The sequence below is a fragment of the Sorangium sp. So ce362 genome, from assembly GCF_051519845.1.
GTDB lineage: Bacteria > Myxococcota_A > Polyangia > Polyangiales > Polyangiaceae > Sorangium.
In genome coordinates this window covers 1,006,593-1,021,569 of sequence record NZ_CP150332.1, presented here as the reverse complement: position 1 = coordinate 1,021,569, position 14,977 = coordinate 1,006,593, and the positions used below count along the sequence as shown (strand labels likewise).

The 14,977-nt window shown below is 70.2% G+C and carries 12 protein-coding genes; 3 read left to right on the top strand and 9 right to left on the bottom strand.

Going from position 1 to position 14,977, the window contains the following annotated elements:
• Nucleotides 1-51: 51 nt before the first annotated feature.
• The 4 genes from WMF17_RS04060 to WMF17_RS04045 form a co-directional block, all read right to left on the bottom strand.
• Entirely contained in the window at nt 52-417 is a 366-nt protein-coding gene (locus tag WMF17_RS04060) for a hypothetical protein (RefSeq protein WP_437648215.1), read from the bottom strand.
• Nucleotides 408-2,054: a serine/threonine protein kinase gene (locus tag WMF17_RS04055; protein WP_437648213.1), complete on the bottom strand. Its 1,647-nt coding sequence runs from the start codon at nt 2,052-2,054 to the stop codon at nt 408-410. Before WMF17_RS04055 ends, WMF17_RS04060 begins: the two co-directional genes overlap by 10 nt.
• Complete coding sequence (locus WMF17_RS04050; RefSeq protein ID WP_437648211.1) at nt 2,054-2,551, bottom strand: hypothetical protein; 498 nt, start codon at nt 2,549-2,551, stop codon at nt 2,054-2,056. The genes WMF17_RS04055 and WMF17_RS04050 overlap by 1 nt, the downstream gene beginning before the upstream one ends.
• Nucleotides 2,552-2,983: 432 nt before the next feature.
• Nucleotides 2,984-3,364 (bottom strand): PP2C family protein-serine/threonine phosphatase, encoded by a 381-nt coding sequence (locus WMF17_RS04045; RefSeq protein ID WP_437648209.1) that lies wholly within the window; start codon nt 3,362-3,364, stop codon nt 2,984-2,986.
• Between the two features lie 1,695 nt (nt 3,365-5,059).
• Here WMF17_RS04045 and WMF17_RS04040 point away from each other — a divergent pair.
• The 3 genes from WMF17_RS04040 to istB are packed head-to-tail and all read left to right on the top strand — an operon-like array spanning nt 5,060 to nt 7,717.
• Nucleotides 5,060-5,434, top strand: a complete 375-nt coding sequence (locus WMF17_RS04040; protein ID WP_437644268.1) for a hypothetical protein — start codon at nt 5,060-5,062, stop codon at nt 5,432-5,434.
• Nucleotides 5,431-6,936, top strand: a complete 1,506-nt coding sequence (gene istA / locus WMF17_RS04035; protein WP_437644267.1) for an IS21 family transposase — start codon at nt 5,431-5,433, stop codon at nt 6,934-6,936. The genes WMF17_RS04040 and istA overlap by 4 nt, the downstream gene beginning before the upstream one ends.
• Nucleotides 6,929-7,717, top strand: coding sequence for an IS21-like element helper ATPase IstB (gene istB, locus WMF17_RS04030; RefSeq protein WP_437644266.1), 789 nt, complete (start codon nt 6,929-6,931; stop codon nt 7,715-7,717). The genes istA and istB overlap by 8 nt, the downstream gene beginning before the upstream one ends.
• 301 nt (nt 7,718-8,018) lie before the next feature.
• Here istB and WMF17_RS04025 read toward each other — a convergent pair whose 3' ends face one another.
• From WMF17_RS04025 to WMF17_RS04005, 5 genes are read right to left on the bottom strand one after another with little or no spacing between them, the layout of a single operon-like run.
• Nucleotides 8,019-9,599, bottom strand: coding sequence for a PGRS family protein (locus tag WMF17_RS04025; protein WP_437648207.1), 1,581 nt, complete (start codon nt 9,597-9,599; stop codon nt 8,019-8,021).
• Between the two features lie 17 nt (nt 9,600-9,616).
• Nucleotides 9,617-10,732, bottom strand: coding sequence for a PEGA domain-containing protein (locus WMF17_RS04020; protein WP_437651282.1), 1,116 nt, complete (start codon nt 10,730-10,732; stop codon nt 9,617-9,619).
• Nucleotides 10,733-10,749: 17 nt separating this feature from the next.
• Entirely contained in the window at nt 10,750-11,892 is a 1,143-nt protein-coding gene (locus tag WMF17_RS04015) for a hypothetical protein (RefSeq protein WP_437648205.1), read from the bottom strand.
• A gap of 25 nt (nt 11,893-11,917) precedes the next feature.
• Nucleotides 11,918-14,455 (bottom strand): protein kinase domain-containing protein, encoded by a 2,538-nt coding sequence (locus tag WMF17_RS04010; RefSeq protein ID WP_437648203.1) that lies wholly within the window; start codon nt 14,453-14,455, stop codon nt 11,918-11,920.
• Nucleotides 14,455-14,952 (bottom strand): hypothetical protein, encoded by a 498-nt coding sequence (locus tag WMF17_RS04005; protein ID WP_437648201.1) that lies wholly within the window; start codon nt 14,950-14,952, stop codon nt 14,455-14,457. The genes WMF17_RS04010 and WMF17_RS04005 overlap by 1 nt, the downstream gene beginning before the upstream one ends.
• Between the last annotated feature and the right edge of the window lie 25 nt (nt 14,953-14,977).

The following is a 14,977-nucleotide window of genomic DNA, read 5'->3' as shown; positions in this document are numbered from 1 at the left end:
CGCCGACTGTTCTGCGCATGTTCCGCATGTGCCTTGCCTTCCGGAGCTCCATCACCACGCCCCCATCACTGCGATACCCGCGCCGTCCGAGTGCACCACGGGCAGCGCAACGGCAGATTCGAAGCGCTTCGGCTTGGGCCATAGAACGTACATTGCCGCAGCGATCGCGAATGCGCCCGACGCGATGAACGCCACGCGTGCGACGTTGCCCAACGTGTCGGCACGAGACGCGTCGTTCCGGACCTGTTCGCATGGCCCAACCCACGCTGACTCCGGCTTCACGCAGTGTCCGCGGCCCTGAATGATCGCAGCGCTCTGCTTGTGGGCGTCATCGCTCGCAGCGTTCGACGCTACCGTCGTCCCGATACCCACGCCGAGCCCGACCACGCTCGCTGCCCCCAGCGCGATCACAGGCACCCAGCTCCGCTTTTGCGGCTCCGGCCCCGACTCCGCCGGTGCCGCGGGCGGCATCTCCGCCACGGGCGCCCCCGCCGCGGCGCCCGGCGCGCTCCCCCCCCTCCGCCGCCCTCGCGCCCGGCGCCGCCTCCTGCGCCTCGCTCTTCACCGGCACCAGCGCCAGCGCCGCTGCCGCCGTCCCTCCCTTGGCGACCTTCACTGTCTCGCTTGCCGGCGCATACCCCTCCAGTCTCGCCTCCACCCGGCGCTCGCCGGCCTCGACAAACACCTCTCCTTCCAGCGGCCCCCGCCCCCGTCTCCGGCAACGGCTGCGGCGCCGCGTAGTACTGCGCCCCCGCCTCCGGCGGTGCGGTCCTCTGCACGCTTCTCTCCGCCCACGCTCCCGCCAGCACCGCGGTGGCTTCCCTCCCCGTCCTCGCCGGCCCCGCGGCTTCCCGCGGCCTCAGCGACGGCAGCGGCTCCGTGTACCCCACCCCGAGCCCCCGCAGCGAGCGCGCCCGCGCCCTCGACGCCGCCACGAACGGCAGCGCCCTCGCCGGCGCCACGAACTGCGCCAGCGGCGCCGTCTCCACGTGCGCCCCCCGTCGCATCCTCTTCCCTTCCTCTTCTTCCTCGCTCGCCCCCGCCTCTCCGCTCCCGCTCACCGGCGCGCTGTCCTCCAGCTCCACCCCCGCGAACGCCGCCTCACGCTCCGCCTTCATCCGCTCCTGCGCCAGCCGTCGCGCCAGCACGTGTCCTGCCGGCACCGTGTCCCTCAGCAGCGACCGCAGATCTCGCGCCACCTCGTCGAACTTCGCGTACCGCTCCTCCACGTCGATCGCTATGCAGCGCGACACCACCGGCCACACGAACTCCGGGCAATCCGGCACGATCTCGTGCACTGGCTCCGGCGCCGCCACCAGATGCCCCGTCAGCGTCTCCTCCGCCGTCGCCGGCTCGCTGTCGTCCAGGAACAGGTGCTTGCCTGTCAGCACCTCGTAGAAGATCGCCCCGAACGCGTAGATGTCCGTTCGACCGTCAGGCTTCGCTCGCTCCGCCTTCTTCGACGCCCCGTACAGCAGCTTCACCTGCTCCGGCGAGATGTACCTCACCGTCCCCACGTCCGGCAGGTCGTCCGTGTTCATCCCTCCGTCCGCGAACTTCGCTATCCCGAAGTCCAGCAGCCACACGTGACCCTTCGCGTCCGCCTTCGTCCCCACCATGATGTTCTCGGGCTTCAGATCACGGTGCCATATCCCCTTCGAGTGCACGAACGTCATCGCGTCCGCCACCTGAAGCATCACGTGCATCGCGCTCAAAAAATCCAGTCGGTACGCCTTGGTCAGCAGCTTCCTCAGCGTCCTCCCCTCGAGGTAATCCATCACGATGTACGCCACGTGCTCCGGCGACACCCCGGCCTTCCTCATCCGCACGATGTTCGGGTGCTTCAGCTTCGGGTAGAACTTGCACTCCTGCCGGAACCGCCTCGCGAAGTCCTCTCTCCTCACGTGCCGTGGCGACATGCACTTGATCGCCACGACATCCTCCGAGTAGTCCTCCACCGCGCGGTACACCTCCCCCATCCCGCCCGCGTCGATCAACTCCGTCACACGGTAGTCCAGGAACACGTCTCCGGCCTGGAGCGGTCCTCGCGCCATCACCACGCCCCCAGCCCGCGCAGCGCCAGCACCGCCAGCACCGAGAACACCGCCGTGCTCGCCAGCGTCAGCCCCGCGAACAGCCGCGCGTCCACCCCCGCCGCACCCTCCTCCGCGGCCGCCTCCACCAGCCCCCCGGCTCCCGCCTCTCCGCCGCCGGACGGCATCGCTTCGAACCACGCCCCGCTCTCCGGCTCCCACGCCGCTTCCCCCTCCCCTCCCTCGCCCCTCGCCCCCGCCATCCGCCCGCCTCCCCCTGCTCCCGCCGTCCCCGCCCCGCTCTCTTCCTCCACCCCCAGCCCAGCCCCGATCCGCGCGAGCTCCTCCGCGAACGCCTCGGCGCTCTGGAAGCGGTGCTCCGGCAGCTTCGCCAGCGCCTTCAGCACCGCCCCGTCCAGCGCCCGCGGGATCACCTCCGCCGCGTGACGCGACGGCGCCGCAGGCGCTTCCACGACGTGCGCACGCAGCACCTCCAGCGCGTCCGCAAAGCAACACATCGCGTGTGCAGGAATGGAGAAATGAAACATGAGAAAAAGACACGAATACAAAGTTGCCCACCCCCGGTCGGTGCTCGGCGCTTCGCGCCTGTGCGCCGCCCGCCCCTCCCATGTCCCGCGCTACGCGCGGGACGGGAGGGGTCCCTTGCCCGATCCCGTACCTTCTCCCTCGCGATATCGATGTTCGCGGGGGCATTGGGATGACGGAAGACAAGAGGACCGCGAGGGCGCGGGGGACGCAAGGGCCCGGTCATGATGGGGCGGATTTTCCCAAGCACGAAACTCGGTTCCGCGAGCCCCCACCGGATCAGCACGTTCGAGTGAATTCCTACCAAGTCTTCCCCGGCCAGAGCGGCGCGAGATCGACCGCCAGTCGCGCGATCGAAGCCGAAATCGAGGATTCCCATAAGCCACAAAAAGGCCAACCCCGAGTCACATGCCGCCGACGCGCGCCAGGATGCACATGGCGTGCTCAGGCTCGCCGTGCTCATGAGCGCAGTCCATCAGCAGGCTCGCTGCGAAGCGCAGCCCCTGATGCGCTGCAAGAATGCCGGTGATGCGGTGCTCGGGCATCGCCCCCCAGACACCGCCCGAGCACACGAGGAAGAGGTCGCCTGGCTCGGTGCTCTCGACCTGGGTCTTCATCTCCACCGCCTCCTCGCAGCCCAGCGCGCGTGCCGCCGTATTCGCGTGCTGGGCCAACATGGCCAGCGCATCCGGCGAGATGGACCCATCCGACACGCCATCGTCGAGCGCTGCGAGATCACACCTTCGCTCCTCCAGCTTTCCGCCGCGAAATCGATAGACGCGCATGTCGCCAACATAGGCCATGTACGCCGCCCCCGGCGCGAGCAGTACGCCAGCGAACCTCACCTGCGCGCCATGCCTTCCCGGCTCCGGGCAGTCGCTCTCGGCACGACATCCGCTCGCTCGACACGGGCTCATCATCAGCCGCACTTCGTCCCGACATTGCGGCCCCGTCATCTCACCAGCACAAATATCGCCTCCACTGTCCCTTTCGACACATGCGTGCACCATCTCAACCGCAGTACGGAACACCGCCTCTCCGCCGAAGTCACCCGCGACCAGGAACAGCCCCAGACAAGGCAACGCATCAAAGCTTTCCTCGTTGCTCGCACGACGCCTCGACACAGGAGCATCCGCCCCTGCCTCGATAGCAAGCGTTGGGCACACCATCATCCACCTCGTGCGCTCGTCGCAAGGACGAGCCGAGTCGGGGCGCACCGCGCCCGCGGTGCGCCGGGTCCTATTTATCGCGCAACGCTGCGCGTCGCGGCGCTGCCGTACGTCGTCAGCGCGCGCAGACCATCAAGTAGGCTCGCTCGAACCGATGCCCTCGAGACGGCGCCTTCCGCTCAAGAATCCTTGCGCTCGAGGCGCGCCGATCGCTCGCGCTTCACCAGCGTCAGCTTGCCGCGGCGCTTGCTCCGCCCTCTTGGACCAACCGCCGTGGGTGGAGTCTTCGCCCAGCCGAGACTCATCAGCAGCTTCCGACGGCTCCCCGACGGCGGCACCAGCTCCTCACCATCTCTCCGCGAGCCGCTCGCTTGGCGATGCAGTGCACGCAGTACTGCTCCGGGTCCCACGCGATGTCCTCGAGGCCGAGCTTCCGTACCCATTCCCGCTCCCACTCTCCCATCCTCAGGCTGGAGCGCACACCAGAGGGAGGCATCGCGTCTCGACGGGACTTCCGGCGCATCGACATGGGTACTCCTTGGACGGACGGCACGGATTCTGCCAATACCGAAGGAGCATGCCAAGGGGTTTCTTCTGGAAACGGATGTCTTTTCGCCGACTTACGCTCACCCATTGTTGGCGCTCGCTGCAAACCGCGGAATTCCGGACAGCCCGAGCGCTGGGTGAGTCGTTCGTCACCCCCCAGGGTCACCGCGATCGTTTCGGGCGTGGTGGTGGCGACGAGCTGATCGGCGGAGGAAGCGGGAAGGTCACCGCCTCCGGGCGCTCGCGGCGCCCAGGGCAGGCGCAACCGCCGGCTTGGCCCAGGTCGCGGAGGAGGCGCATGCTCGGGCCCGCAGAAAGAATGAGGGCCCGGAGTTCGCCGCTCCGAGCCCTCGGTCGTTCGCGGATGGACGCGGTCGACGCCTTGTGGTGTCGCACGGTCCACCCGGCTCGGCCAACTTTCCGCTCGGTGCGGGATGGACTCCGTTCGCCAGGTTCAGTGCGCAAATCCGGCCTGCGCTCGGCTCTTTTACCTCTGTCCGCGGTGCGACCGCGGCGACTGGTACTGCGGGGCCGTGTGCAAGGACCTCCGGCGTCGGCTGGCGCGGCATGAGAGCGCGCAGCGCTACTGGAGGAGTCCGGAGGGCAAGCACATGACGTTGCTCCGGGTCCGACAGCTCCGGAAGGAGCGCGCGACGATTGTAACGGACGCTGCTACCCGAGAAGTTGCCCCACCCGCGACTCTCCCCTCGCCGGCCGATTCGCTCCTCGTGTCGAGGGGCGCGAGCGCCGGCGAGGAGAAGAGCCATGAGTTCGATCTGGATGGGAATCGCCCCGGGCCCGACCGCGACGCGGGTGCTGGCGATGCACGGCGCGGGCGAGACGCTCCTGAAGGCGAGGCTGCGCCGCGACCCCTCGCACCCGCGCGCGCTCGCGACGCTCCTGGAGGCGATCGCGCTCTGGCAGGGGATGCACGTCCACGCTGCGCTCGCTGCGGACGACGAGCGGACTTCGTGCGACTCGAGTCTCTGTCGAGATCGGTTGACCGACCACGGAATCGATCCGCTGTTCACCGTCGCCTGGGTCCCCGTCGCCGGGCGAAGGCGAAGACGGCCGGGGATCGCGGGGATGGGCCGCTTTCATGATCTCGAGCGACTGCTGATCGGAGAGGTGTCGCGATGATCTCGGAAGAGCTGCGCTCCCGCATGCGAAGGCTCTACTTCGCCGAGCACTGGAAGGTGGGGACGATCGCCGCCGAGCTGGGCGTCCACCACGACACCGTGCGCCTCGCCATCGATGCGACGCGCTTCGTCAACACCCAGTACCGAGCGCACGTTTCGGTCCTCGATCCCTACAAGAGCTTTATCCAGCTCACGCTCAAGGACCACCCGAAGCTGCTCTCCACCCGGCTCTACGACATGATCACGTCCCGTGGCTACGCAGGCTCGGTGGTGCAGCTGCGCCGGTACGTGCGCGCCATCCGACCCTCTTCGCACCACGAGGCGTTCTTTCGCCTGCGCACCCTGCCGGGGGAGCAGGCCCAGGTGGACTGGGGATGCTTTGGGACCCTCCTCGTTGGCAGGGCCAAGCGAGCGCTGTCGTGCTTCGTGATGGTACTCGGGTGGTCGCGCGCCGTCTACGCCTACTTCACCCTCGACCAGACGCTGGAGAGCTTCGTCCGCTGCCACATGCGCGCCTTCGAGGCGCTCGGCGGCGTGCCACGGGCGCTGCTCTACGACAACCTCAAGACGGCCGTGCTCGAGCGGCAGGGAGACATCATTCGCTTTCATCCTCGTCTGCTCGAGCTCGCGGGCCACTACCACTTTGCCACCAAGCCCTGCGCGCCGTACCGGGGAAACGAGAAGGGCAAGGTCGAGAGGGCCATTCGCTACCTGCGCTACTCTTTCTTCGACGCTCGCTCGTTCTCCTCGGTGGCCGACCTCAACACGCAGCTTGCCGCCTGGATCGCGGCCGTCGCCCACACACGCCGCGTCCCCGGCGATCCCGACGGACGCCTGGTCGCCGAGGCGCTCACCGAGGAGCGGCCGCGCCTGCTGCCGCTGCCGCAACATGCCTTCGAGAGCGATCTGGTGCGACCGGCGGCTTCGGGCAAGACGCCGTACCTCCGCTTCGACCTCAACGACTACTCGATCCCGCACGCTCTCGTGCGCAAGCCGCTCACGCTGATCGCCTCGGAGGAGAGTGTCCGGATTGTCGACGGCAAGACCGTCGTCGCCCATCACCGCCGCTCCTACGATCGGCTTCAAACCGTGGAGGACCCGACGCACCTCCAGACGCTCGCCGACCACAAGCGCCACGCGCACGAGCTGCGCGGGCGCGACCGTCTGCGCACCGCCTGCGCCCATGCCGAGGCGTTTCTCGACGCCATTGCGCTGCGGGGCGGGCACCTCGGTGGCACCACGTCTCGGCTGCTGCGGCTGCTCGATCGATTCGGCGCGGCGCCCCTCGATGGGGCGATCGCCGATGCGTTCGGGCGCGGCGCGCTCTCGGCCCAGTCGGTCGCGCACGTGCTCGATCAGGCGACGCGCGCCGCCGGGGCCCCGCCGCCGCTCGAACACGTCATGTCCGACGATCCGCGAATCCACGGACTGCGGATCACGCCGCACGCGCTCGGCCGCTACGACGCGCTCGGCGCCAGCGACCCGGAGGAGCGTCATGAGTGATCTCGCAGAACGTCTTGACGACCTCGGGCTCCGCGCCACCGGCGCGGGGCTCGACGATCTCATCGCCCTGGCAACGAAAGAGCGCTGGAGCCCGGTGCAGCTGCTCGAACGGGTCGTCGATCTCGACGAGAAGGACCGCGTGAGGCGCAGCCTGGAGCGGCGCTTCTCGGACAGCCATCTCGGCCGCTTCAAGCCGATGATCGACTACGACTGGGCCTGGCCGACGAAGATCGACCGCGAGCTCGTCGAGCACTCGCTCGGCGGGGGCTATCTCGCCGCCGCGCGCAACATCGTGCTCGCCGCCCCGCAAGGCCTGGGAAAGACGATGATCGCCCAGAATCTCGCGCACCAGGCCGTCCTGATGGGCCACTCGGTCCTCTTCGTCACCGCCGCGCAGCTCCTGCTCGATCTGGGCTCACAGGAGTCCTCACGTGCCCTCGACCGTCGCTTGAAGCACTACGCGAAGATCAGCCTGCTCGTGCTCGACGAGGTCGGCTACCTCGCCTTCGACAACCGCAACGCCGACCTGCTCTTTCAGGTGGTGAGCCGGCGGTACGAGAAGAAGAGCCTTGTGCTCACCACCAATCTCGCGTTTAGCGACTGGCCGACGGTCTTCCCGAACGCGACGTGCGCCACCGCGCTCATCGACCGGGTGATCCATCATGCCGACGTGATCGCGATCGAGGGGGAGAGCTACCGGTTGCGCGAAGCCAAGGAGCACGCCGGCCGGCGAGCACCGTCTCCGCGAGACGACGGGGTGCCGAAGAACAAGAAGAAGTAGGCGTTGCCCGGCAGCCCGGCCACCCGCTCAGGGGTCGGCCGGGCTGTTCAGATTTCCGCGGTTTGAACGGTCCAGCAACAACCCATCTGGAATTGTCATAAAATCATACGGTCGTCTCCACTTTCCGCAGCCCTCGCCGATGGCAACGCTCCAGCACCCCTGCTCGCCGCCGCACACGTCCCCCTCGGGACGCACCTCTCCCCTTCGATCGCGCTCCGCGCGATCGCCACCACCTCCTTCCGCTCCATCCCGCGGCGGTGCGGGCGCCGCTCTCAACGACGCCCGCTACCTCACCGCTCGCTCACGGAAACGCTTGCTCCGTCGCTGCCGTGCCTTCGGCTCCCGCGTTCTCCAACACGTTGCTGCTTCCGCCGGGCCCGCCCGCGCCCGCTGTGCCGGGCATCAGCGTCGTCTGCCCTTCCTGCTTCACCGCCTCCCCTCGGTACGCGATCGCAAGCGACGGCCCGCCGAGACCTCCTCCTCCAGGGCCGCCGTTGCCTCCCTGGCCTCCCTGCCCGCCAGCGCACGCGGCTTTCGAGCCGCCCATGCCCGTGCCTCCGACGCCGCCGAGGCCACCGAGCCCGCCCGGTTGAAGGTCGCCGCCTGCGCCTCCCTTGCCTCCGTTGCCTGCCGTCAGCACGCAGTCCGTCAGCGTCACCTTCCCCTCCACGCTCGCCAGCGCGATGCTCGCTCCGCCGGCTCCACCGCCTTGCCCAGGCAGCCCGCCGCAGCCGCCAGGTCCGCCGCTGCCTCCGCTCGCTCCAGCTCCTGGCACGGCGCCTGAGCAGATCGCCGCGCCGCCCTTCGCGCCCCCGCCTCCGCCGCCGCCTTGACCGGGCTTGCCCGGTCCGCCGGCACCGCCGCTCACGCCCGCGTAACCGGATGAGCTCAACGCGCCGAGACCGCTCGCCGCGGGGCCGAATTCGCCGGGGGGGCCGCTCACTCCATCATCGCCGCGACCGTTAGGTTCATCGCCAGCACAATCCCAAGCAGCACTTGCTGGTTCACCGAGGCCACCACGTCCTGTCTCGGCAGTGCCTTGGCTGGTCGCACCATCGCCGCCGTTGTTCACCCTGCCAGCGCCGCCCTCGCCGCCGATGGACAGCGCATCGCCGCCGCACGCGCTTTCCACCTGCGCTCCTCCTGGTAGCGTCTCATCAGGCGCTCCTGATGTATCCAGGTCGCTGCACGCGTTGGTTCCGGCGTTCCCAGCCGACGCCTGCGCCGGCACCTCGCTCGGCGCATCCGTTCCCTCCGCGCCGTCCGCCCCGTTCCCGGCGATCAGCTCGCACCGCACCAGTTCCGCCTCCGCGCCATCCACCAGCACCGCGATCGATGACGCTCCCGCCTCCTGCGCATCCGCAGCACGCACCGACACGTCTTCGATCCTCGCCGTCCCCTCGCCTCGCATCACCTTCAGCGCGATCGCCTCTTCGGTCGGCGCCACGGTCGTCTTCTTCTCCTCGCCGTCCCAGCGCCAGCCGTTCGCGCAGTCGAGGCCGCCGAAGATTGACACGCCTGCGGGCACCTCCGCCGCCTCCGTGAACTCCTCAGCGCACGCATACACCGCGCCCTGCTGCCCCGCGACCCGCGCGATCGCCGCACTCAGCGTCTTCATGGGCTCCGCCTTCGTCCCGGTGCCTTTGTCGTTGCCGCTCACCGACACGAACACGCCGCAGGCGTCCCCTACCGCATCCGCGTTCTCGCTCGGCACGCAGCTCGCTGGCGTCCCGCCGCCACTGCCGGCTTGAACGAAGTGGTCGCACGTCAGCATTCGCGTACAGTCCCCTGTCACATCGAGCCACAGCGCATTACAACCGGTGGCCATGATGGCGGTCCCCACGATCGCCCATACCCGCTGCTTCGTCTGGCTTCTCATCATCTTCTCTCTGGAGCTCGTTACCAAACGCCGAGCAGGGTGATCCCTGCGCTATGAGCACCCACATCGGGCAACACGCGCACTGGCGTCGCTACCCGCGCCTCCGCCCGAGGCCACAGGGCATAAGTCACCGCGGCGACGACCAGCACACCGGATGCCACGTACGCTACTCGTGCCGCGTTGCCGAACGTTTCCTGCCGTGAGCCGGCGTCATACAGCTTCGAGCAATTGTCGACGAACGCGCTCGGCGGCTGCTTGCACTGCCCGCCTGCATCGAGGATGGCCCGCCCCTGCACGTCGACATCATCGCTCGCAGCGTTCGACGCAACCGTCGTCCCGATCCCCACGCCGAGCCCGACCACGCTCGCCGCCCCCAGCGCGATCACCGGCACCCAGCTCCGCTTTTGCGGTTCCGGCCCCGGATACGCCGGCGCCGCGGGCGGCATCTCCGCCACGGGCGCCCCCGCAGCGGCGCCCGGCGCGCTCCCCCCCTCGGCCGCATGGGCGACCGGCGCCGTCTCCTGCCCCTCGCTCTTCAGCGGCGGCAACGCCAGCGCCGCCACCGCCGTCCCTCCCTTGGCGACCTTCACCGTCTTGCTTGCCGGCCCATACCCCTCCAGCCTCACCTCCACCCGGTGCTCGCCTGGCTCGACGAACACCTCTCCTTCCAGCGGCGCCTTCCCCACAGCCTTGCCGTCCACCGTCACCTCCGCCCCCGCCACGCCCGCCGTCACCACGAGCGCTCCCACCTGCGCTCGCGACTCCGCCAGCCGCTTCTCCGCCGTCGGCTTCAGCTTCGCTACGACTTTGAGCAGTGGCCAGTGCCGCAGCGCGAATGAAAGGTACTGCGCTGCTTCCTTGTGCTTCTTCAGCTGGTACTTCGTGTTCCCGAGGTTGTACGCCACGTCGAACGTCGGATTCAGCTCCCACGCCGACTGAAGCTCCGCCTCAGCTTCTTGGTACTTCCCGTCCGAGTAGAGACGTCCCGCTTTCTGGACGAGCGCATCGGCGCGCTTCGCCGCATCGGCGCTGGAAGAGGCTTCCTGCGGCGCCGCAGGCTGCGCAGCGGCGATGTCAGGGGCGGCGATCACGGTCGCCGCAGTGAACAACAAAGCAAGGGGTCGGCAGTTCATCATCACGGCTCCACTCGGTTTCACTGCATCCAATCTTCGTTGAGCTGGTTGTCGGCCGGCACCGGTGCGACCGGCGCCGGGCGCGGCGCCGCACGCGCCGGCGGCGCAGGTGCCAGCGGCGCAGACGCAGGCGCGGGCGGGTCGCTCTCGATCACCACATCGTCGAGGCTTGGCTCGACCTCCTCCGGCGGCGCCGGCGTGGCCGGCGGCGACAGCTCCGAGGCCACCGGCGCCACCACCGCGCTCCGCGCCGGCGCCCCGCTCGACCGCGGCGCTGGCTCTTTCTCTTTCGGCGGCGCCTGTCGTCGCGCGATCGCCAGCGTCACGAACGGCATGCTCAGCGCCAGCAACGCGAGCGCCACGACCCACCACCGCCTCCTCCACCGGCCCCCGGTGGCCGCCTGCGTGCCGGCCGGCGGCTTCGGTGTCGCGACCGGCAGCGGCGTCACGGGCAGCAACGACGAGGGCAGCAGCGCCTTGTCGATCGGCGGCAGCCCCCGGTCCGCCCACTGGCTCGGCCCCATCGCGCCGTGCGACGCCGGCGCGCCCTGCTGCACCGCTGCGCTCGGCCCAACCACGGCACCACGCGGCACCGCCGATCCATGCACCGCCGCCGCACCGCCGTACACCGGCGCCGCCGCACCGCCGTACACCGGCGCCGCCGCACCACCGTACAGCGGCACCGGCGCTCCGGACGGCGCCGACCCGCGCTGCGGCGGCGCTCCGCCCGGCGGCATCACCCCGACGTGCTGCGGCATCACCGCGCTCTGCTGCGTCACCGCTCCCTGCGGCATCATCGGTCCGTGCTGCGGCGCTGCGCCCTGCTGCGTCACCGAGCGCTGCGTCTCCATCACCGGCAGCGGCCGCATCACCGAGCGCTGCGTCTCCATCACCGGCAGCGGCGGCGGCACCGCTCGCTGCGGCGGCCCTGCCCCCTGCGGCATCGCCTGCCCCTTGGGCAGCGCCGGCACCACCGGGAACTGGAACAGCGGCTGCCCTACCGCCTTCTGCTGCTGCATCTCGGACAGCGCTCGGTCCAGCTCCGGGTTGTCCAGCGCCTGCTGCAGCTTCCGCTCCGCCACCGCCGGATCCGCCTCCCGCTGGATGCTCGCCAGATCCGGCAGGTACTCCCGGATATCGTCGCTGTCTTTGTTGCTGCCCATGGTCGAAGACCTCTCTCCTCAGCGACTAGAACGGCCTGCACCCGACGGTCGGACACGGGCCCGCTGGCTTCGCGCCCCCTTGTTTCGCCGGCGCCGCCTTCTGTGCCGGCGCCGCCTTCTGTGCAGGCGCCGCCTTCTGTGCAGGCGCCGCCTTCTTCTTCTCTTCCGCCAGCACCCGCAGAAACGACGGCTTCTGCCGCTTCGGCATCTCGTAGATGTCCTCGTCGTCCTCGGGCTCCGCCGGCGCGGTCCTCACCGGCGCTGGCCTCGCCGGCGCTGCCGGCGGCTCCTTCGACGACGCTTCGGCCTCCGCGGGCGCCTGCACCTCCGCAGGCGCCTGCACCTCCGCAGGCGCCTGCACCTCCGCAGGCGCCTGCACCTCCGCGGGCGCCTCGGCCGAGCTCGCCGCCGCGGCGCTTGCCGTCATCTCCGGCGCGGGCGCCGCGGCGGCCGCCTTTGCCGGCGGCGCCGCGCTCGCCGGCGCGACATTCGCCGGCGCCACGCTCGCCGTCTCGCTCTCGGCCGGCTCCGCGGAGGCCGCCGGCTCCGACGCGTCCCCGCTCATCGCTCGGAGTCCCAGCGCAGCGCCCAGCCCCAACCCCGTGAGCCCCAGCGCCACAAGCGGCGCCAGCAAGTACACCCGCATCGACCGCCGCGGCTGCGCGAGCATCGCGGCCGGCGGGCTCGCTGTCTCTCTCGGCAGCGATCCCGCCGGTTGCATCGCCGGTGCTGCAACCTCCCTCGGCGCCGTCGGCCGCCCTGCGACAGGCAGCGGCGTCGTTCCCGCTCGCGGCGGCTCCATCACCGGCAACGCCGGCATCACGTACCGCGCCGCAATCGCGCGCAGCTCCGGCGTCACGTACGGCGATCCGACCTCCGGCGGCGCCGCCGCCGCCGCTCGTTGCGCCTCCCTCCAGGGCAACTGCGGCGCCGATGCTCGCTGCGACTCCATCGCCGGCAACGCCGGCGCCGCGTGGTGCTGCGCTCCCGCCTGCGGCAACGGCGGCCCCGCGTAGTACTGCGCCCCCGCCTCCGCTGGCGGCGGCGGCACCGCTCGCTGCGACTCCATCACCGGCAACAACGGCGGCGCTGCGTAGTACTGCGCTCCCGCCTGCGGCAACGGCGCCGCGTGGTGCTGCGCCCCCGCCCCCGCCTCCGGCGGTGCGGTCCTCTGCGCGCTCCTCTCCGCCCACGCTCCCGCCAGCACCGCGGTGGCTTCCCGCCCCGTCCTCACCGGCCCCGCGGCTTCCCGCGGCCTCAGCGCCGGCAGCGTCGACGGCAACGGCTCCGTGTACCCCACCCCGAGCCCCCGCAGCGAGCGCGCCCGCGCCCTCGACGCCGCCGCGAACGGCAGCGCGCTCGCCGGTGCCACGAACTGCGCCAGCGGCGCCGTCTCCCCGTGCGCCACCCGCGCCGTCTCCCCGTGCGCCACCCGCCGCGCCCTCTTCCCTCCCTCTTCTTCCTCGCTCGCCCCCGCCATCCCGCCCCCCTCGCTCTCGCCCCGCGCCCGCGCCTCCTCCGTCTCTTCCTCGCCCGCCAGCCTCCCCGCCGCCTCTCCGCTCCCGCTCACCGGCGCGCTGTCCTCCAGCTCCACCCCCGCGAACGCCGCCTCACGCTCCGCCTTCATCCGCTCCTGCGCCAGCCGTCGCGCCAGCACGTGTCCTGCCGGCACCGTGTCCCTCAGCAGCGACCGCAGATCTCGCGCCACCTCGTCGAACTTCGCGTACCGCTCCTCCACGTCGATCGCGATGCAGCGCGACACCACCGGCCACACGAACTCCGGGCAATCCGGCACGATCTCGTGCACCGGCTCTGGCGCCGCAACAAGGTGCCCCGTCAGCGTCTCCTCCGCCGTCGCCGGCTCGCTGTCGTCCAGGAACAGGTGCTTGCCTGTCAGCACCTCGTAGAAGATCGCCCCGAACGCGTAGATGTCCGTTCGACCGTCAGGCTTCGCTCGCTCCGCCTTCTTCGACGCCCCGTACAGCAGCTTCACCTGCTCCGGCGAGATGTACCTCACCGTCCCCACGTCCGGCAGGTCGTCCGTGTTCATCCCCCCGTCCGCGAACTTCGCTATCCCGAAGTCCAGCAGCCACACGTGCCCTTTCGCGTCCGCCTTCGTCCCCACCATGATGTTCTCGGGCTTCAGATCACGGTGCCATATCCCCTTCGAGTGCACGAACGTCATCGCGTCCGCCACCTGCAGCATCACGTGCATCGCGCTCAAAAAATCGAGTCGGTACGCCTTGGTCAGCAGCTTCCTCAGCGTCCTCCCTTCGAGGTAATCCATCACGATGTACGCCACGTGCTCTGGCGACACCCCGGCCTTCCTCATCCGCACGATGTTCGGGTGCTTCAGCTTCGGATAGAACTTGCACTCCTGCCGGAAACGCCTCGCGAAGTCCTCTCTCCTCACGTGCCGCGGCGACATGCACTTGATCGCCACAACGTCTTCCGAGTAGTCCTCCACCGCTCGGTACACCTCCCCCATCCCGCCCGCGTCGATCAACTCCGTCACACGGTAGTCAAGGAACACGTCTCCGGCCTGGAGCGGTCCTCGCGCCATCACCACGCCCCCAGGCCGCGCAGCGCCAGCACCCCCAGCACCGAGAACACCACCGTGCTCGCCAGCGTCAGCACCGCGAACAGCCGCGCGTCCACCCCCGCCGCACCCTCCTCCGCGGCCGCCTCCACCAGCCCCCCGGCTCCCGCCTCTCCGCCGCCCGACGGCATCGCTTCGAACCACGCCCCGCTCTCCGGCTCCCACGCCGCTTCCCCCTCCCCTCCCTCGCCCCTCGCCCCCGCCATCCGCCCGCCTCCCCCTGCTCCCGCCGTCCCCGCCCCGCTCTCTTCCTCCACCCCCAGCCCAGCCCCGATCCGCGCGAGCTCCTCCGCGAACGCCTCGGCGCTCTGGAAGCGGTGCTCCGGCAGCTTCGCCAGCGCCTTCAGCACCGCCCCGTCCAGCGCCCGCGGGATCACCTGCGCCGCGTGACGCGACGGCGCCGCAGGCGCTTCCACGACGTGCGCACGCAGCACCTCCAGCGCGTCCGCAAAGCAACACATCGCGTGTGCAGGAATGGAGAAATGA

Excerpts from the sequence above, each read along its gene's own strand:
- WMF17_RS04045 (WP_437648209.1), bottom strand. The coding sequence starts at position 3,364 with ATGCGCGTCTATCGATTTCGCGGCGGAAAGCTGGAGGAGCGAAGGTGT.
- istB (WP_437644266.1), top strand. The coding sequence starts at position 6,929 with ATGAGTGATCTCGCAGAACGTCTTGACGACCTCGGGCTCCGCGCCACC.
- WMF17_RS04040 (WP_437644268.1), top strand. The coding sequence starts at position 5,060 with ATGAGTTCGATCTGGATGGGAATCGCCCCGGGCCCGACCGCGACGCGG.
- WMF17_RS04025 (WP_437648207.1), bottom strand. The coding sequence starts at position 9,599 with ATGATGAGAAGCCAGACGAAGCAGCGGGTATGGGCGATCGTGGGGACC.
- WMF17_RS04020 (WP_437651282.1), bottom strand. The coding sequence starts at position 10,732 with ATGATGAACTGCCGACCCCTTGCTTTGTTGTTCACTGCGGCGACCGTG.
- WMF17_RS04010 (WP_437648203.1), bottom strand. The coding sequence starts at position 14,455 with ATGGCGCGAGGACCGCTCCAGGCCGGAGACGTGTTCCTTGACTACCGT.
- WMF17_RS04005 (WP_437648201.1), bottom strand. The coding sequence starts at position 14,952 with ATGTGTTGCTTTGCGGACGCGCTGGAGGTGCTGCGTGCGCACGTCGTG.
- WMF17_RS04050 (WP_437648211.1), bottom strand. The coding sequence starts at position 2,551 with ATGTGTTGCTTTGCGGACGCGCTGGAGGTGCTGCGTGCGCACGTCGTG.
- istA (WP_437644267.1), top strand. The coding sequence starts at position 5,431 with ATGATCTCGGAAGAGCTGCGCTCCCGCATGCGAAGGCTCTACTTCGCC.
- WMF17_RS04055 (WP_437648213.1), bottom strand. The coding sequence starts at position 2,054 with ATGGCGCGAGGACCGCTCCAGGCCGGAGACGTGTTCCTGGACTACCGT.
- WMF17_RS04015 (WP_437648205.1), bottom strand. The coding sequence starts at position 11,892 with ATGGGCAGCAACAAAGACAGCGACGATATCCGGGAGTACCTGCCGGAT.